Source organism: Pseudomonas sp. NPDC086581 (genome assembly GCF_044746165.1).
Classification (GTDB): Bacteria; Pseudomonadota; Gammaproteobacteria; order Pseudomonadales; family Pseudomonadaceae; genus Pseudomonas.
In genome coordinates this window covers 114,850-131,353 of the sequence record NZ_JBIVBR010000003.1, presented here as the reverse complement: position 1 = coordinate 131,353, position 16,504 = coordinate 114,850, and the positions used below count along the sequence as shown (strand labels likewise).

Annotated in this window: 16 protein-coding genes and 1 pseudogene; 8 read left to right on the top strand and 9 right to left on the bottom strand. The window is 67.1% G+C overall.

The genetic code is table 11. From position 1 onward, the window contains the following. Window positions 1-16 precede the first annotated feature (16 nt). Window positions 17-664 (top strand): bifunctional 4-hydroxy-2-oxoglutarate aldolase/2-dehydro-3-deoxy-phosphogluconate aldolase, encoded by a 648-nt coding sequence (locus tag ACIPK7_RS08110; protein WP_192431991.1) that lies wholly within the window; start codon window positions 17-19, stop codon window positions 662-664. Window positions 665-875: 211 nt separating this feature from the next. On the opposite strand, the gene ACIPK7_RS08105 is transcribed toward ACIPK7_RS08110, so the two are convergent. After that, window positions 876-2,330: a TrkH family potassium uptake protein gene (locus tag ACIPK7_RS08105; protein ID WP_192431992.1), complete on the bottom strand. Its 1,455-nt coding sequence runs from the start codon at window positions 2,328-2,330 to the stop codon at window positions 876-878. 179 nt (window positions 2,331-2,509) lie between these two features. Here ACIPK7_RS08105 and ACIPK7_RS08100 point away from each other — a divergent pair, with 179 nt between their 5' ends. Next, window positions 2,510-3,070 carry a nitroreductase family protein gene (locus tag ACIPK7_RS08100; RefSeq protein WP_192431993.1) on the top strand — a complete coding sequence of 187 codons (561 nt, stop codon included), beginning with the start codon at window positions 2,510-2,512 and terminating at the stop codon, window positions 3,068-3,070. Here the strand turns inward: ACIPK7_RS08100 and ACIPK7_RS08095 are convergent. From ACIPK7_RS08095 to ACIPK7_RS08065, 7 genes are all read right to left on the bottom strand, one after another. Continuing rightward, window positions 3,051-3,530, bottom strand: a complete 480-nt coding sequence (locus tag ACIPK7_RS08095) for a hypothetical protein (RefSeq protein ID WP_192431994.1) — start codon at window positions 3,528-3,530, stop codon at window positions 3,051-3,053. The genes ACIPK7_RS08100 and ACIPK7_RS08095 overlap by 20 nt on opposite strands. 26 nt (window positions 3,531-3,556) lie before the next feature. Continuing rightward, window positions 3,557-4,891: a HAMP domain-containing sensor histidine kinase gene (locus tag ACIPK7_RS08090; RefSeq protein WP_192431995.1), complete on the bottom strand. Its 1,335-nt coding sequence runs from the start codon at window positions 4,889-4,891 to the stop codon at window positions 3,557-3,559. Between the two features lie 91 nt (window positions 4,892-4,982). Next, window positions 4,983-5,438, bottom strand: a complete 456-nt coding sequence (locus ACIPK7_RS08085) for a Spy/CpxP family protein refolding chaperone (RefSeq protein ID WP_192431996.1) — start codon at window positions 5,436-5,438, stop codon at window positions 4,983-4,985. Between the two features lie 170 nt (window positions 5,439-5,608). Further along, window positions 5,609-6,286 (bottom strand): response regulator transcription factor, encoded by a 678-nt coding sequence (locus ACIPK7_RS08080; RefSeq protein ID WP_192431997.1) that lies wholly within the window; start codon window positions 6,284-6,286, stop codon window positions 5,609-5,611. A 13-nt stretch (window positions 6,287-6,299) separates the two neighbouring features. Then, window positions 6,300-6,722 carry a translation initiation factor 2 (IF-2, GTPase) gene (locus ACIPK7_RS08075; RefSeq protein WP_401087054.1) on the bottom strand — a complete coding sequence of 141 codons (423 nt, stop codon included), beginning with the start codon at window positions 6,720-6,722 and terminating at the stop codon, window positions 6,300-6,302. A 107-nt stretch (window positions 6,723-6,829) separates the two neighbouring features. Beyond that, window positions 6,830-7,129: a YciI family protein gene (locus ACIPK7_RS08070; RefSeq protein WP_192431999.1), complete on the bottom strand. Its 300-nt coding sequence runs from the start codon at window positions 7,127-7,129 to the stop codon at window positions 6,830-6,832. 1 nt (window position 7,130) lies between these two features. Then, window positions 7,131-7,724 (bottom strand): septation protein A, encoded by a 594-nt coding sequence (locus ACIPK7_RS08065; RefSeq protein ID WP_401087052.1) that lies wholly within the window; start codon window positions 7,722-7,724, stop codon window positions 7,131-7,133. Window positions 7,725-7,928: 204 nt separating this feature from the next. Here ACIPK7_RS08065 and ACIPK7_RS08060 point away from each other — a divergent pair, with 204 nt between their 5' ends. The 6 genes and pseudogenes from ACIPK7_RS08060 (at window position 7,929) to bglX (ending at window position 15,648) form a co-directional block, all read left to right on the top strand. Continuing rightward, entirely contained in the window at window positions 7,929-8,804 is an 876-nt protein-coding gene (locus ACIPK7_RS08060) for a PHP domain-containing protein (protein ID WP_401087050.1), read from the top strand. Then, window positions 8,801-9,430, top strand: coding sequence for an L-threonylcarbamoyladenylate synthase (locus tag ACIPK7_RS08055; RefSeq protein ID WP_192432001.1), 630 nt, complete (start codon window positions 8,801-8,803; stop codon window positions 9,428-9,430). The genes ACIPK7_RS08060 and ACIPK7_RS08055 overlap by 4 nt, the downstream gene beginning before the upstream one ends. A 61-nt stretch (window positions 9,431-9,491) precedes the next feature. Next, window positions 9,492-10,706: a tryptophan--tRNA ligase gene (locus tag ACIPK7_RS08050; RefSeq protein ID WP_192432002.1), complete on the top strand. Its 1,215-nt coding sequence runs from the start codon at window positions 9,492-9,494 to the stop codon at window positions 10,704-10,706. A gap of 416 nt (window positions 10,707-11,122) precedes the next feature. Further along, a pseudogene (locus tag ACIPK7_RS08045) lies at window positions 11,123-11,881 on the top strand (segregation and condensation protein A); the annotation flags it as partial. Window positions 11,882-12,092: 211 nt separating this feature from the next. Beyond that, on the top strand, window positions 12,093-13,133 hold the full coding sequence (gene scpB, locus ACIPK7_RS08040; protein WP_401087047.1) for an SMC-Scp complex subunit ScpB: 1,041 nt from the start codon (window positions 12,093-12,095) through the stop codon (window positions 13,131-13,133). A 217-nt stretch (window positions 13,134-13,350) separates the two neighbouring features. Further along, window positions 13,351-15,648, top strand: a complete 2,298-nt coding sequence (bglX, locus tag ACIPK7_RS08035) for a beta-glucosidase BglX (RefSeq protein ID WP_401087392.1) — start codon at window positions 13,351-13,353, stop codon at window positions 15,646-15,648. A gap of 59 nt (window positions 15,649-15,707) precedes the next feature. Here bglX and ACIPK7_RS08030 read toward each other — a convergent pair whose 3' ends face one another. After that, entirely contained in the window at window positions 15,708-16,487 is a 780-nt protein-coding gene (locus tag ACIPK7_RS08030) for a hypothetical protein (RefSeq protein ID WP_401087045.1), read from the bottom strand. Window positions 16,488-16,504: the final 17 nt, after the last annotated feature.

Below are 16,504 nucleotides of genomic sequence, written 5' to 3'. Positions count from 1 at the left end.
GCACGGAGTTACCGCAATGTCTGAACAACACATCCAGCAGATCGACGCTCTCGCGCAGCGTGCTCGCATCCTGCCGGTGATCACCATCGACCGCGAAGCGGACATCCTGCCCATGGCGGATGCTCTGGCAGCCGGCGGCATCACCGTTCTGGAAGTGACCTTGCGGACCTCGCTGGGCCTCACCGCGATTCGCCAGCTGAGCGAACAGCGTCCGGAGCTGATCGTCGGCGCTGGCACCGTGCTCGATCCGGAAACCTTTGCCCAGGCGGAAGAGGCGGGGGCGAAGTTCATCGTCACGCCGGGCTGCACCGATGAATTGCTGGAGTACGCCGTGACCCGCCCGGTGCCGCTGCTGCCCGGCGTGGCCACCGCATCGGAAATCATGGCGGCATACCGCCATGGCTTGCGCCGCTTCAAGCTGTTCCCGGCCAAGGTCGCGGGCGGCGTGGAGGCGCTCAAGGCGTTCGGCGGGCCGTTCCCGGAGGTGCGTTTCTGCCCCACCGGCGGCGTCGGCCCGGACAATCTCAACGACTACTACCGGCTGGCCAACGTGATGTGCGTGGGCGGCAGCTGGATGCTGCCCAAGGCCGCCATCGACAGCGGCGACTGGGCCACGGTCGAACGCCTGAGCCGCGAGGCGCTGGCGTTGCTGGACACACACTGAGCTGTCCTGATCTGGACATGCCCGGCCTCAGCGCCGGGCTTTTTTATGTGCGCAGGATAAAACGGCGCACCCTGTGGGAGCGCCCCATGGGCCCGATCGCGGGCATGGCCCGCTTGTATCCTCCCAAGGTAGCGCCGTGTGCCGGCGTTCCCGGTAAAGCGGTTTGTAGGACGGCGTGTTCATCCGACAATTTGGGCTGTTGTGGGGGCGATCAATGCCGCCAGAAGGCTGGGGTGAACAGCACCAGGACGGTGATGATTTCCAGTCGTCCGAGCAGCATGCCGCCGCAGAGCAGCCATTTGGCCGCGTCCGGCAGCGAGGCGAAGTTGCCCGAGGGGCCGATGATCGGGCCCATGCCCGGGCCGACGCCGGCCACGGTGCTGGCCGCGCCGGTGAGCGAGGTCATCCAGTCCAGGCCGAGGAACGACAGGCCCAGCGCCAGGCCGCCAACGGTGGCGCCGAAGAAGAACGAGAAGGTCAGGATCGAGCGCACGATCTCTTCGTCCAGGCGGTGGCCGTTGTAGCTCTGCTTGATCACCGCGCGCGGGTGGATCAGCTGGTAGAGGCTGGCGCGCAGCAGGGTGTAGGCCACCTGGAAGCGGAAGATCTTGATGCCGCCGGCAGTGGAGCCGGAGCAGCCGCCGATGAAGCCCAGGTAGAAGAACAGCATGATCGAGAAGTGCCCCCACAGGCTGTAGTCGCCCAGGGCGAAGCCGGTGGTGGTGACCACCGAGGTCACATTCACCGCGACGATACGGAAGGCGTCCAGCCACGGCAGGCTGGAGGTCACCGAGTACCAGGTGCCCATCACCAGCCAGGTGAACACCAGTAGGGCGAGGAAACCATGCACCTGATGGTCGCGGATCAGCGCCTTGCGATTGCCGCGCAGGGTGGCGACGTAGAGCACGAAGGGAATGCTGCCCAGGATCATCACCACCACCGCGACCCAGTGCACCGCCGGCTGGTGCCACTTGGCCAGTGACTGGTCGGAGGTGGAGAAGCCGCCGGTGGAGATCGCCGACATGGCGTGGTTGAGCGAGTCGAACAGGCCCATGCCGGCCCACCAGAAGGCCAGGGTGCCGGCGATGGTGATGGCCACGTAAACCCCGACTATGTACTTGGCCACCATGTGCGAGCGCGGCATGACCTTGTCGGAGCGGTCGGAGGATTCGGTCTGGAACAGGCGCATGCCACCGATGCGCAGCATCGGCAGGATCGCCACCGCCATCGCGATGAAGCCGATGCCGCCCAGCCAGTGCAGCAGCGAGCGCCAGATGAGGATTCCGGGCGACATCTTGTCCAGCCCGGAGAGGATGGTCGACCCCGTGGCGGTGATGCCCGACATGCTCTCGAAGATCGCGTCGGTGAAGCTGATGTGCCGCGCGAACATGAAGGGCAGGGAGGAGAAAAAGCAGACGATCACCCAGCTCGACACGGTGAGCATGTACATGTCCCGCGGGCGCATGTGTACCTGCTCCGGGCGGCCGGGAATGACCATGCCCAGCCCGCAGGTGAAGGTGATGATCGCCGACCAGATGAACGGGTGCAGCTCGTTGGCGCGGCCGTAATACAGCAGCGTGGCCATGGGGACCAGCATGGCGACCGCCAGCGTGATCACGAAGATGCCGATGATGAAACCGAGGGTGCGTAGAGTCGGCAGGGCCATTCGCTGAGGTCTGAATCCAATGGGAATCGGCCATTTTACCTGCCGCCTGCCGAGAGTAAACCGCGTGACACCGTTCCCCTTTACAAGTGGGGAAGAGTAGGAGGGCGCCGTCTTTCCCGGACAAATGCGAACCCTTTGCGTCTACAATGGCGGCTTTCGAGATTGACTGGAGGCAGCCCATGGAGGCTCTCGACGCGTTGCTCAACCGTGTGTCCCACGCCCGCCTGAGCGAGCCGGCACCGTCCGCCGAGCAGCTGGACCGCCTGTTCCGCAGCGCCTTGCGCGCCCCGGATCACGGGCAGCTGCGGCCCTGGCGTTTCCTCACCGTGGAAGGCGAGGCGCGCAAGGAACTGGGTGAGTTGTTCGCCCGCGCCGTGGCGGCCAATGAGCCCGACGGCAAGCCCGAGGCGCTGGACAAGGCTCGCGCCATGCCGCTGCGCGCGCCGTTGCTGGTGGTCGCCGTGGCACGCCTGCAGGATCACCCCAAGGTGCCGGAGATCGAGCAGTGGCTGGCGGCGGGTTGCGCCGCTCACGGCATCATCCAGGCGGCCTACGTCGAAGGATTGGGAGCGATGTGGCGCACTGGCGCCCTGGCGTTCGATCCGCTGGTGCGCGAGGGCCTGGGCCTGGCCGAGAACGAGCGCATCGTCGGTTTCATCTACCTCGGCACGCCGGTCGGCGAACTGCGCCGCCCGGCACCGCTGGACCCGGCCGGGTTCGTTAGCGCCTGGCGGGGCTGAGCGGCAGTTCCAGGCGTACCTTCCACCCTCCGTCGCGAGCGCGCCAGAGCAGGTGCCCGCCCTGCCAGGAGGCCAGGCGCCGCGCCGGCGGCAGCGCTTCCGGCAGCCAAGCCCGCGCCTGTGGGTCGTAGCCTTGCAGGTCCAGGCGCAGCTCACCGCGTGCTGAACTGAGCGAAAGCTCCAGCGCAGCCTGCGGATGGCGGGCCAGCGCCCCTTCCAGCAAGGCATCCAATGCTTCGCCCAGCGCATCCGGCCAGCTTTCCAGCGGCCAGGTGCCGCTCTGCGGCAGGCTCAGGCGCAAGCCGGGCCAGCGTGCTCGCCATTGGGTGGCGAGGCGCGCCAGTTCCACCGCCAGCACCAGGTACTGCGGATCGTCGCAGGGATCGCTGCGCAGGAGGGCTGACGGCGGCAGCGGTCGTTGCGGGGCGGGAATCGGCGTAGCGAAGGCGGGAAGGCTCATGGTGGCTCTCCGAATGTGCGCTCGGTTCAGGCGGCCTGGCGGCGCAGCGGCAGGTCAATGCTGGCCAGGAAACCGCCCTCGGGATGGTTGCTCAGGCGCAGCCGCCCGTGGTGGCGCTCGACGGCGCGACGGGCGATGGCCAGGCCCAGGCCGTGGCCGGGGCTGCTCTGGTTGGGAGCGCGGAAGAAGGGTTCGCCCAGTTGCGCCAGGTGTTCTTCGCTGGCGCCCGGGCCGTGGTCACGGATGCTGATGTGCAGGCGTTCGTCGTCGATCCGGGCCTGGATCTCCAGCGGTTGCTCCGCGGGGTTGAAGCGCAGGCCGTTGCGCAGCAGGTTGTCGAGGGCGCGTTCGAGCATGTCCGGCCAGCCGTCGAGGGCCAGTTGCGGGGCGACGTCCAGCTGGATGCTCTGTTCCGGATAAAGCAGTTGCGCGTCGCTGCGCAGGCGCTCGAATAGCGGCAGCAGGTCGATGCGGCTGGTCGGGCCCGGCTCGGCGTCGAGGCGGGCGAGGGCGAGGATCTCGCTGATCAGCGCTTCGAGGCGGTCGCATTCCTGTTCCAGGCGCGGCCACATGGCGGCGCGCTGTTCGGGCTCGGAGCGTTCGGCCAGCGCCAAGGCGATGCGCAGGCGCGCCAGTGGTGACCGCAGCTCGTGGGACACATCACGCAGGAGCTGGCGTTGGCTGCCGATCAGCCCTTGCAGGCGGGCCCCCATGCGGTTGAAGTCACGGGCCAGCACGCCCAGTTCGTCGCCACGGCGGGAGAGGCGGGCGAGGCTGTCCTGTTGGTAACTGGTCTGGCCGAGGTCATGCACGGCGCGGCGCAGGCGGTTCAGCGGGCGGGTGATGGACAGCGTCAGCAGCAGGCTGAATACGGTCAGTACCACCAGCGCGATGCCTAGCGCACTCAGCGGCCAGAGCAGGCTGCTGCGGTGCCAGGCCTGCAGCGTCGGGTGCGGAATGCGGTAGATGAACAGGTAGGTCTGGTCGGTGCGGCTGCTGGTGTATTCCTGGCTCAGTTGGCGCCAGGGGAAGCGCGGCAGGTTCTCGCGGTCGAAGTTGCCGTGCGGGCGCGGCGGGCGCGGCAGGTAGGTGCCATTGACCAGGCGCTGGCCGGTCTCGTCGAGCACCTGCACCGAGAGTTCGTATTGCTTGCGGCGGCTCTCCAGCAGTTCTTGCGCGGCGTTCGGGCCTTGGGTCTCGTAGAGCAGGGTCCATTGCTTGGCGATGTCATGCAGGCCGGGATAGCGGGCGATCACCCAGGTGTCCTGGTTCAGGGCGCGGCCCAGCAGGATCGACAGTCCGGCCACCAACAGGAGGGCGAGCCAGAAGGCGGCGAGGATCCGCCAGAAGAGTGAACGCATGGTCTTCCTGTTCAGCCGCATGGTCTATCCGTTGTCAGGGCTCCACGGCAAGGCGCCGGGTAGAACCCGGCGCCTGCGCTTGCTGGAGCTATCAGTTGGTCTTGGCGCCGTCCTTCTGGGCCTTCCAGGTCTGGAATTCAGCCCATTCGGCCTTGCGCTGTTCGCGCTGCTTCTTCAACTCGTCGAACTTCTTCTGCTGCTCGGGAGTGAGGATGCCGCGGATACCCGCGTCGGCCTTGTCACGGTTGGCCTTGAGTTCCTCCTGCATGGCCTTGCGATCGGCCTCGGGCAGCTTGTTCCAGTACTTCTCGGTGATCGCACGGCGATCCTTCATCGAGTCGCCCATCAGCTTGCCAACTTGCTGGCGCTGGTCCTGGGTCAGGTTCAGTTCGCGGAATGCACCGCCGTGTTCACCGCGGTGCATGCCCGGGCCGTGGTCCTTCATGAACGGGGCCGGCGGCGGAGCGTCGGTCGGCGCGGGAGTGGCCGCCAGCGCGACGGTCGGCAGGGCGGCAGCGATCAGCAGGGCGGTCAGGGTCTTGCGCATGGTGTTTCTCCTTTCTGGGGCCGGTCGTTACCGGATGAGCCCAGTCTAGGGTCGGCAAGGTCAAGGGCGGTCAGTCCCACGTAAAGCTTCGGTAAAGTTTACGTGAAGCCCTGCTGGAATCTTTACGAGGTCCGGGCCAGAGCGGCCCGGGCGTTCTGCATGGCGAGGTTTCAGACTGCGTAGAAGTAACCGCGCCCGCGTAGGGCGAGGATGCGCGGGCGACCATCGGGGTGGCCTCCGAGCTTCTTGCGCAGGTTGCTGACGTGCATGTCCAGGCTGCGGTCGTAGAGGGTCAGCTTGCGGCCCAGCGCGATCTGCGCCAGCGCCTGTTTGTCCAGCGGTTCGCCTGGCTGGCGCAGCAGGGCTTCGAGGATGCGGCTCTCGGAGAGGGTCAGGCTGATTTCCTCGGTGCCGATGGTGGCCACGCCGCGCGACAGGTTCAGCGCCAAGTCGCCCAGTTCAAGCTGCGCGGTGGGTTGCGCAGGGTGGCTGCGGCGTAGCACGGCGCGCAGGCGGGCGGTCAGCTCGCGGGGGTCGCAGGGCTTGGCCAGGTAGTCGTCGGCGCCCAGTTCCAGGCCCAGGATGCGGTCCAGCGGCTCGCCGCGGGCGGAGAGCATCAGTACCGGCAGGTCCGGATGGTCGCTGCGCAGTGACTTGAGCAATTCCAGGCCGCTGCCATCGGGCAGCATCACGTCGAGCACGACCGCGTCCGGCGCGCGGCTGCCCAGCGCGGCGCGGGCCTGGGCACCATCGTGGGCGGCACGGATACTGAAGCCTTCCTGGGTCAGCCAGGTGGTCAGCAGTTCGCAGAGTTCGACATCGTCGTCGATCAGCAGCAGTTCACTCATGAAGAGGCTTCTTTCAGTTGATCCATTCGCGGCGCGAGCGGCGGCGGCCGCGGCTCAGCATGCCCAGGATGAACGCCAGCAGGGCGGTCCCGGCGCCGGTCACGTACCAGGTCTGCTGCTCGGTCAGCAGGCGCGGCGGCTGGTTGGCCTGGGCCTCGCGCAACTGCAGCTTCAGGCGCTGGTTTTCCTGGGTGAGGCGGGCGATGCGGGCTTCATCCTGGCTGTTATCCTGCTGTGCCGGTTGCGCGGCCAGTTGCGCGGCTAGTTCGGTGCGCTGCCGTTCGCTGTCGGCCAGGCGCTGCTCCAGTTCAGGATTGGCGGCCGGCGGTTGAGCTGTTGGTTGGACAGCGCCTTGCGCCGGTTGAACCATGACGGGCTCTTCGGCGAGGGCGGGCAGTGGCAGGGCGAGGCAGGCGAGCAGGGGCAAACGGCGCATCGGGACTCCTTGTTCGATGATGTGCCGCCGTCCATGGCCATCCCGGCGCTGTCCGGCTGCGATGCCCCGCGGCGCTCCGTGCCTCGGGGTGCAACGCTCGCGCGCTGTTAGGGCAGGACTTTCTTGAACGGCTTGACCACGACTTCGGCGTAGACACCGGCGGCGCGGTACGGGTCGGCGTCGGCCCAGGTCTGGGCGGCGGCCAAGGAGTCGAACTCGGCGACGATCAGGCTGCCGGTGAAGCCGGCGGCGCCCGGGTCGTTGCTGTCGATGGCCGGGTGCGGGCCGGCCAGCACCAGGCGGCCTTCTTCCTTCAACTGCTCCAGGCGTGCGATGTGCGCGGGGCGGGCGGCCAGGCGGCGTTCTTGGGAAGCGGTGATATCACGGGCAATGATCGCGTAGAGCATGTCAGTCCTTGGGTTTTTCGCCGGTAGGCTCATCGTGCATGTGGCGGGCCAGGAACACGCCCTGGCCGATCAGGAACAGCAGGGTCATGCCCAGGCTGCCGAACACCTTGAAGTCCACCCAGTAGTCCTGGAAGGTGAAGGCGACGAACAGCTGGACACAGCCGCAGATCAGGAAGAACAGCACCCAGGCGACGTTCAGCTTCGCCCAGAGGGTATCGGTCAGGTGTACCGCATGGCCCATGATGCGCTGGATCAGCGGCTGGCTGCCAATGAAGTGACTACCGGCGAAAGCCAGGGCGAACAGCCAGTTCACTACCGGCGCCTTCCACTTGAGGAAGGTTTCGCTGTGGAAGGCCAGGGTCATGCCGCCAAACACCAGGCAGGCGGCGAGCGTCACCCACTGGCCCTTGTCGAGCTTGCGCTGCTTGATCAGCAGGGCGCCGTAGACCACCACGGAGGCGGCGATCAGCACGGCCGTGGCGCTGTAGATCCCACCGACCGAGAAGCTCTGGCCAGCCAGTTCGACGTTGCGCGGGTCGAGCTTGTAGACGATGAAGAAGAGGATAAGGGGAATGAAATCGATGAATTGCTTCATTACGGCAGCCAGAGCCCAGTAGAGCCGGCATAATACCAACCTGCGGATGAACTGAAAGAGCCATCCGCCCAACGCTGTGTTAGATCATGGTTTCAAGCCATTGCCGCGGGAGCGTTGGCACAGAAGCGTCTATACAGAAAGCTATCCCGACGCGAATCTGCTCCGACACTGACGCAAAGCCACCCTGCATTCCCTGGAAGTCCCATGCGAGTCGACCTGCACTGCCACAGCACCGCGTCCGACGGACAGCTCAGCCCGACGGCCCTGGTCGAGCGTGCCCATGGGCGCGGTGTGCGCGTGCTGGCGCTGACCGACCACGACACCCTCGACGGCCTGCCCGAGGCGCGTACAGCCGCGCAGGCGTTGGGCATGGAGCTGGTGGATGGCGTCGAAGTGTCCTGCACCTGGGGTGGAGCGACCATTCACGTGTTGGGCTACGGCTTCGATGTGACGGCCGAGCCGCTGGTGAAGGCGCTGGACGACTTGCACCGCGCCCGCTGGACCCGCGCCGAGGAAATCGGCCGGCGCCTGGAAGCCAAGGGCATGCCCGGCGCCTTCGAGGGCGCGCGGGCGATCCAGGCGGAACTGGGCGACAGCGAGAACGCCCCGGCGCGCCCGCACTTTGCCGAGTTCCTGCTGCGCCAGGGTTACGTCAAGGACCGCGCCGAGGCCTTCCGCAAGTGGCTGGGCGCCGGCAAGCTGGGCGACGTCAAGCAGCACTGGCCGAGCCTCGCCGACGCCGTCGGCACGCTGCGCGCGGCGGGTGCCTGGATCAGCCTGGCGCACCCCTACCAGTATGATTTCACCCGTACCAAGCGACGCAAGCTGGTGGCCGACTTCATCGCCGCCGGCGGTCATGCGCTGGAAGTCTGCAACGGCCCGCAGCCGGCCGAGCAGGTCGGCGTGCTGAGCATCCTCGCCCGCGAGTTCGGCATGATGGTCACCGCCGGCAGCGACTTCCATGGCCCCAGCGACTGGTCGGAACTGGGCCTTTACCGGAGCGTGCCGGAAGACCTGGCGCCGCTCTGGCCGCGCTTCGCCAGCGCCGAGAACGCCATTGGGATCAAGGAGACTCCATGAGCCAGTTCTTTCAGATCCATCCGGAAAATCCCCAGGCACGCCTGATCAAGCAGGCGGTGGAGATCGTCCGGCAGGGTGGGGTGATTGCCTATCCCACCGACTCCTCCTACGCGCTGGGCTGCCGTATCGGCGAGAAGTCCGCGGTGGAGCGCATCCGCCACATCCGCCGGCTGGACGACAAGCACAACTTCACCCTGGTCTGCCGCGACCTCTCCGAGCTCGGCCTCTACGCCAAGGTCGACACCGGCCTGTTCCGCCTGCTCAAGGCGCACACGCCCGGCCCCTACACCTTCATCCTCAACGCCACCCGCGAAGTGCCGCGCATGCTGCTGCACCCCAAGCGCCGCACCATCGGCCTGCGGGTGCCGGCCTGCCCGATCGCCCTGGCGCTGCTGGAGGAGCTGGGTGAACCGCTCATGAGCGTCAGCCTGATCCTGCCCGGCGAGACCGAGCCGCTGAACGATCCTTACGAGATGCGCGATTCGCTGGAACATTTGGTCGACCTGATCATCGACGGCGGATTCGGCGGCGGTGAGGCCTCCACCGTGATCGCCCTGACCGATGAAGACCCGGTGGTCGTGCGTGTCGGCTGCGGCGACCCGGAACCCTTCATGGTCAGCGCCTGAACAGTCGCGGCGTGCTGGCTATACTCCCTCGTCCCATCGCCGAACCCGCGAGGTTGACCGCTTGACCAGCGTCGAATCCCTGCGCCGTGTGCTCTCCGGTATGCGCCCCACTGGGCGCCTGCACCTGGGGCATTACCACGGCGTGCTGCAGAGCTGGGTAAAACTGCAGCACGAGTACGAATGCTACTTCTCCATCGTCGACTGGCACGCGCTGACCACCGAGTACGACGAGACCGCCAGCATCCGCCAGCACGTGCGCGACATGGCCATCGACTGGCTGGCAGTGGGCGTCAGCCCCAGCGCCGCGACGATGTTCATCCAGTCCCAGGTGCCCGAGCACGCCGAGCTGCAGCTGCTGCTGTCGATGATCTGCCCGCTGTCCTGGCTGGAGCGCGTGCCGACCTACAAGGAACTGCAGGAAAAGCTGGTCCACAAGGACCTCTCCACCTTCGGCTTCCTCGGCTACCCGCTGTTGCAGGCCGCTGACATCCTGATTTACCGCGCCGGCCTGGTGCCGGTAGGCTCGGATCAGTTCGCCCACGTCGAATTCACCCGCGAGATCGCCCGCCGCTTCAACCATCTTTATGGCGGCGAGGTGGACTTCGAAGACCGCGCCCAGACCGCCATCGCCCGCCTGGGCAAGAAGACCGGCAAGCTCTACAGCAGCCTGCGCCGTGCCTGGCAGGAGCAGGGCGATGCCGAGGCCCTGGAAACTGCCCGCGCGCTGCTCATGGAGCAGCAGAGCTTGACCCTGGGCGACCGAGACCGGCTGTTCGGCTACCTCGAAGGCACCAGCCGCGTGCTGTTGCCGGAGCCGCAGACCCTCACCAGCCACGCGCCGAAGATGCCGGGGTTGGATGGGCAGAAGATGTCCAAGTCGCACCACAACACCATCGCCCTGCGCGACAGCCCGGCGCTGATCGAGGAGAAGATCGCGCGCATGCCCACCGACCCGGCACGCGTGCACCGCCGCGACCCGGGCGATCCGGAGCGCTGCCCGGTGTGGCAGTGGCACCTGATCTACTCCGACGACAGTTGCCGCCAGTGGGTGCAGGAAGGTTGCCGCAGTGCGGGAATCGGCTGCCTGGACTGCAAGCGGCCGGTGATCGAGGCGATCCTCCACGAACTGGAACCGATCCAGGAGCGCGCGCTGGACTACGAGGACAACCCTGAGTTGGTGCGCAGCATCCTCGCCGAAGGTGCCGAGCGCGCCCGCGAGGCGGCGCGGGAGACGCTGGTTGAAGTGCGGCATGCCATGGGGCTGTCCTACCGCTGACGAATCGTAGCTTTCCCGGCAATCGGTGCCTGCTATCCCCTCACCCCAGCCCTCTCCCAGAGGGAGAGGGGGCCGTCCGTGCCGGCTGATGCCATGGTTTCCGCCTGCTCCGGCCGGTTCCCTCTCCCGCTTGCGGGAGAGGGTTAGGGTGAGGGGCTTTTGATCTTGTAGGGGCGGACTTCGCACAGGCAGACGGCGGCCCGCGCAAATCCGCCAAAAGCCCCTCGCGCCGCCGGCAAAAGCAGGGATAATGCCGCCTTCGAACCCCAGCGCCTGACGAGTGGCCGATGAGTGACCTGACCGAGCCGGAAGCCCCCGCCGCCGCCCCTGAATACCAGGTGCCGGTGCAGTTGGCGCTCGTCTACGGCGAGGCCCTGACGGAGATGCCGCAGGACCTGTACATCCCGCCGGATGCCCTGGAGGTCTTCCTCGAAGCCTTCGAGGGCCCGCTCGACCTGTTGCTCTACCTGATCCGCAAGCAGAACATCAACATCCTCGACATCCCCGTGGCGGAAATCACCCGCCAGTACATGGGCTACGTCGAATTGATGAAATCGGTGCGCCTGGAGCTGGCCGCCGAGTACCTGGTGATGGCCGCCATGCTCGCCGAGATCAAGTCGCGCATGCTGTTGCCGCGCTCGGCCGAGGCCGAGGAAGAAGAGGAAGACCCGCGCGCCGAGCTGATCCGCCGCCTTCAGGAGTACGAACGCTTCAAGAAGGCCGCCGAGGACCTCGACGAGCTGCCGCGCCTGGGCCGCGACTACGTGGTGCCCACCGTCGCCGCGCCGGACGCGCGGGCGCGCCGGCTGCTGCCGGAAGTGGACATGCAGGAGCTGATGCTGTGCATGGCCGAGGTGCTGCGCCGCGCCGACCTGTTCGAAAGCCATCAGGTCACCCGCGAGATGCTCTCCACCCGGGAGCGCATGACCGAGATTCTTGAGCGCCTCAAAGGGGAGGGCTTCGTGCCCTTCATCACGCTGTTCCGCGTCGAGGAAGGCAAGCTGGGCGTGGTAGTGACCTTCATGGCGGTGTTGGAGCTGGTCAAGGAACAGCTGGTGGAACTGGTGCAGAACGAAGCCTTCGCGCCGATCCACGTCCGCGCCCGCACGGAAGTGCAGGAAGGCGCCGCACGCTTCGGGGAAACGTCGGAAGAAGTACTCGAAGAGGGCGACGAAGACGTCTTCGAGCCACGCGAGGAGCCGCCGGCCGAGCTGACCTTCGAGGACGGCCACTTCGACGGCCCGGAAGGCGAGGCAGCGCTCGATCAGGCGCTGGACGGCGAGGTGGAAGACGAGCCGCTCTGATCCGCCAGCGTTGCCCTGGCGCCGCGCTTTGAGTAGCTTTCCCGGCTGAGCCGCTTAACCTTCAACCCGACCCGAGCCCTCGATGAATCTCTCCGACCCGCAAGAATTGGCGACCCTGCTCGAAGGCATCCTCCTGGCTGCCGGCAAGCCCATGTCGCTGGAGCGCCTCGGCGAGCTGTTCGACGAGGCCGAGCGCCCCGAGCCGCAGCAGTTCCGCGATGCACTGGCGGTGCTGAGCCTGTCCTGCTCCGGCCGGGCCTTCGAGTTGAAGGAAGTCGCCACCGGCTACCGCCTGCAGGTGCGCGAAAAGTTCGCCTCCTGGGTCGGTCGGCTCTGGGAAGAGCGCCCGCAGCGCTACTCCCGAGCGCTGCTGGAGACCCTGGCGCTGATCGCCTATCGCCAGCCCATCACCCGGGGCGAGATCGAGGAAATCCGCGGCGTCGCGGTGAACACCCAGATCGTCAAGACGCTGATGGAGCGCGAGTGGATCCGCATCGTCGGCTACCGCGAAGTCCCCGGCCGCCCGGCCATGCTCGCCACCACCCGCACCTTCCTCGACTACTTCAACCTCAAGAGCCTGGAAGACCTGCCGCCGCTGGCCGAGCTGAAACTGATGGAGCCCGAGCCGCAGCCGATCCTCGAGGACATGGCGCCGGTGGCCAGCCTGCCGAGCCCCGAGGAATACGATGAGGATTATGTGCCGCCGTCGCTGCAGGCCCTGGCCGACCAGGCCGTGCGCGATGCAGGTGAGGAGCCCGAGCCCGCGCCGCCGGAGGAGCCGAAGGAGGAAACCAGTTTCCGCAGCCTGCTCGCCGAGCTGGACGAGATGGAACAGGGGCTGAAGACCGACTTCGACGACCTGATCGACCGCCCGCCGAGCGACGACGAGGACACCGGCGTGGATGCCGACTTCAGCGGCGTGCACGCGCTGCCGGAGGTCGAGCCGCAGGGCGAAGCCCAAGCGCCTGTCCAGCCTGAAACGCAAGCCGAGCCCGAAGCGTCCGCGCCAACGTCGGCCCCCACGCCGTCCGCGCCCGCGGAAGATGAATGGGACGAAGAGCGCGCCCTGCGCGAGGCCATGCTCGAGGAAATGGAGTTCAACGCGCGCAATCGCGACCATTGAGCCCGGCCTTTGGCGCATCTGACCGAGGCTTTCCAGCCGTTCGGTGATTGACTTCCGCCCTCGGCGCGACGACCTTATGTGCCGCGTTCGCAAGGCGCTGGCGGCAACACCCGGGGATGCCGCCCGATCGACCGCCCTGACGACGTCTCTCGACAACAATCCACAGTGGCCTGGCGCCTCGCGCAGGCTGCTGAGTACCCATATGAAAAGAACTCCAATCAGCCGTATCTGCTGGCTCGGCCTCCTGCTGGGCCTGAGCAGCGCTTCGCTTTCCGCCGCCCAGGCGCCTGCCGCCGCGGCCGCCGTGCCGCTGGCCGGCCAGTCCAAGGAAGCCTTCCTCGACAGCCTGATGCAGCGCATGACGCTCGAAGAGAAGATCGGCCAGCTGCGCCTGGTCAGCGTCGGGCCGGACCATCCCAAGCCGGTACTGCTGAAGGAAATCGCCGAGGGCACCACCGGCGCGGTGTTCAACACCGTGGTCCGTCCGGGCATCCGCGACCTGCAGGACGCGGCCATGAAAAGCCGGCTGAAGATCCCGCTGTTCTTCGCCTATGACGTGGTCCACGGCCACCGTACCGTGTTCCCCATCGGCCTGGGCCTGGCGGCGAGCTGGGACATGGCCTCCATCGAGCGCAGCGCCCGCGTCGCGGCCATCGAGGCCAGCGCCGACGGCCTCAACCTGACCTATTCGCCCACCGTCGACATCGCCCGCGATCCGCGCTGGGGCCGTGTCTCCGAAGGCTTCGGCGAAGACGCCTGGCTGACCAGCAAGGTCGCCGCCGCGGTGGTCAAGGGCTACCAGGGCCAGGGCCTGAACCAGCCGCAAACCATCATGGCCGGGGTCAAGCACTTCGCCCTTTACGGCGCCGGCGAAGGCGGCCGTGACTACAACACCGTGGACATGAGCCCGCAGCGCATGTTCCAGGACTACCTGCCGCCGTACCGCGCGGCCATCGACGCCGGTGCCGGCGCGGTGATGGTCTCGCTGAACAGCATCAACGGCGTGCCGGCCACCGCCAACAAGTGGCTGCTACAAGACCTGCTGCGTGGCCAGTGGGGCTACAAGGGCCTGACCCTGAGTGACCACGGCGCGGTGCTGGAGCTGATCAAGCACGGCGTGGCCGCCACCGAGCGCGACGCCACCCAGGCGGCGATCAACGCCGGCGTCGAAATGAACATGAACGACGACCTTTACGGCAAGCACATGCCCGAGCTGCTCAAGGCCGGGCTGATCAGCCAGGACGAGATCGATCGTGCCTGCCGTGACGTGCTCGCCGCCAAGTGGGACATGGGTCTGTTCCAGGACCCGTACCGCTATCTGCAGGGCAAGGACCCGGTGGACACCGACGCCGAGGAGCGCCTGCACCGCGCCGATGCCCGCGAGATCGCGCGCAAGGGCATGGTGCTGCTGAAGAACGAAGGCGGCGTACTGCCGCTCAAGCGTGACGGCGTGATTGCCCTGATCGGCCCGCTGGCCGACAGCAAGCGCGACGTGATGGGCAGCTGGTCCGCCGCCGGCAAGGCCTTCCAGGCTGTGACCGTGCTCGAGGGCATGGGCGCCGCCACCCGTGGCCATGCCGCGCTGCTCTACGCCAAGGGCGCCAACGTCACCGACGATCCGGAGATCGTCAAATACCTCAACGAGTACAGCGAAGACGTGAAGGTCGACCCGCGCAGCCCGAAAGCCATGATCGACGAAGCCGTCGAGAAGGCGAAACAGGCTGACGTGGTGGTGGCCGTGGTCGGCGAATCCCAGGGCATGGCCCACGAGGCGTCGAGCAAGACCAACCTGCACATCGCGCAGAGCCAGATCGAGCTGCTTAAGGCCCTCAAGGCCACCGGCAAGCCGCTGGTACTGGTGCTGATGAACGGCCGGCCGATGGACCTGCGCTGGGAAAGCGCCAACGCCGACGCCGTGCTGGAAACCTGGTTCAGCGGCACCGAGGGCGGCAACGCCATCGCCGACGTGCTGTTCGGCGACTACAACCCGTCGGGCAAGTTGACCATGACCTTCCCGCGCTCGGTGGGCCAGGTGCCGATCTACTACAACCACCTGAACACCGGTCGCCCGTTCGACCACGAGCACCCGAACAAGTACACCTCGCGCTACTTCGACTCGCAGAACGGTCCGCTGTACCCCTTCGGCTACGGCCTGAGCTACACCGACTTCAGCGTCTCGGACGTGAAGATGTCGGCTGCGAAGATGAAGAAGGGCGACCAGCTGACTGCCAGTGTGACCGTGAAGAACACCGGCAAGGTCGCCGGCGAAACCACCGTGCAGCTCTACCTGCGCGACGTCGCCGCCTCCATCAGCCGTCCGGTCAAGGAGCTCAAGGGCTTCGAGAAGATCCTGCTGCAACCGGGCGAGTCGAAAGTGGTGCAGTTCCCGATTCGCGAGGAAGACCTGCGCTTCTACGACAGCCAGTTGCGCTACGCCTCGGAGCCGGGCGAGTTCAAGGTCTACGTCGGCCTGGATTCGGACAACGTGAAGGAGCAGAGCTTCACGCTGCTCTAAGCGTCACCCGCTGCTGCAAACGAAAACGCCACGGCTGATCCAGCCGTGGCGTTTTACTTTCAGGCGGTTTTGGCTGTCCTGCGGGAGCGAAGCCCGATCAGCCAGCGCACTGCGGCTTGTACCAGCACGGCAAGCAGCGCTGCCTCGGCAAAGCTGGGCAGGGTGTTGTTGTCCGGCAGGCGCAGCGCGAGCCACAGGCAGAAGGCCGCGAAGGCCGGGCGCCCGCTGACCATGCCACGCAGCAGGGCGATGACGAAACCGGTGCCGTGCAGCCGCTGCGACGACACGCAGAGCACGATGGAGAGCAGCGGGAAGACCGCCAGCAGTCCGCTCCAGCTCGGCCCGGCCCAGCCGGCGAGGGCGGTGACGGCCAGGGTCAGCAGCGCGCCGGCGAGCATGCGCAGACCCAGTTCGAGACGGCCCAGCGCGGCGACCGCGGTGGGAAGTTCGGCGCGGGGCATGAACAACTGACTGGTCAATGCGCCCAGCGCCGCAGCCGTCAGCGCCCAGAGGGGCAGGGCGGGGAGCTGTGTCAGTCCCCACGCGGCCACCAGCCAGGCGAGCATCGCGCCGCTCAGGGCCAACGGCCAGGCGTGGCGCCGGCACAGCCAGGCATAGGCAAAGTTGAAAGCCTCGGCGGCGAAGATCGCCGCCAGCGCCAGCAGCGCGGCCCGGGCGCCGAAGTCTCGGCCGTACTCCAGGGTGATCAGGTAGAGGATGGGCCCGGCAATGGCCGGCAGAGCGGCCAGGCAGCCGGCGACGGCCGGTCCCCACCAGCGTCCGGAGAGGGACACCAGCAACAGGAACAGCGGAACCAGGGTGAGCTTGAGGGCGAGCATCAGCGAAGCCGGGAAGC

Bases quoted from the DNA above. Each gene is read 5' to 3' on its own strand.
- ACIPK7_RS08110 (WP_192431991.1), top strand. From the start codon at position 17: ATGTCTGAACAACACATCCAGCAGATCGACGCTCTCGCGCAGCGTGCT.
- ACIPK7_RS08100 (WP_192431993.1), top strand. From the start codon at position 2,510: ATGGAGGCTCTCGACGCGTTGCTCAACCGTGTGTCCCACGCCCGCCTG.
- ACIPK7_RS08075 (WP_401087054.1), bottom strand. From the start codon at position 6,722: ATGCGCCGTTTGCCCCTGCTCGCCTGCCTCGCCCTGCCACTGCCCGCC.
- ACIPK7_RS08105 (WP_192431992.1), bottom strand. From the start codon at position 2,330: ATGGCCCTGCCGACTCTACGCACCCTCGGTTTCATCATCGGCATCTTC.
- ACIPK7_RS08065 (WP_401087052.1), bottom strand. From the start codon at position 7,724: ATGAAGCAATTCATCGATTTCATTCCCCTTATCCTCTTCTTCATCGTC.
- ACIPK7_RS08095 (WP_192431994.1), bottom strand. From the start codon at position 3,530: ATGAGCCTTCCCGCCTTCGCTACGCCGATTCCCGCCCCGCAACGACCG.
- ACIPK7_RS08055 (WP_192432001.1), top strand. From the start codon at position 8,801: ATGAGCCAGTTCTTTCAGATCCATCCGGAAAATCCCCAGGCACGCCTG.
- ACIPK7_RS08060 (WP_401087050.1), top strand. From the start codon at position 7,929: ATGCGAGTCGACCTGCACTGCCACAGCACCGCGTCCGACGGACAGCTC.
- ACIPK7_RS08090 (WP_192431995.1), bottom strand. From the start codon at position 4,891: ATGCGTTCACTCTTCTGGCGGATCCTCGCCGCCTTCTGGCTCGCCCTC.
- ACIPK7_RS08030 (WP_401087045.1), bottom strand. From the start codon at position 16,487: ATGCTCGCCCTCAAGCTCACCCTGGTTCCGCTGTTCCTGTTGCTGGTG.
- ACIPK7_RS08085 (WP_192431996.1), bottom strand. From the start codon at position 5,438: ATGCGCAAGACCCTGACCGCCCTGCTGATCGCTGCCGCCCTGCCGACC.
- scpB (WP_401087047.1), top strand. From the start codon at position 12,093: ATGAATCTCTCCGACCCGCAAGAATTGGCGACCCTGCTCGAAGGCATC.
- ACIPK7_RS08070 (WP_192431999.1), bottom strand. From the start codon at position 7,129: ATGCTCTACGCGATCATTGCCCGTGATATCACCGCTTCCCAAGAACGC.
- ACIPK7_RS08080 (WP_192431997.1), bottom strand. From the start codon at position 6,286: ATGAGTGAACTGCTGCTGATCGACGACGATGTCGAACTCTGCGAACTG.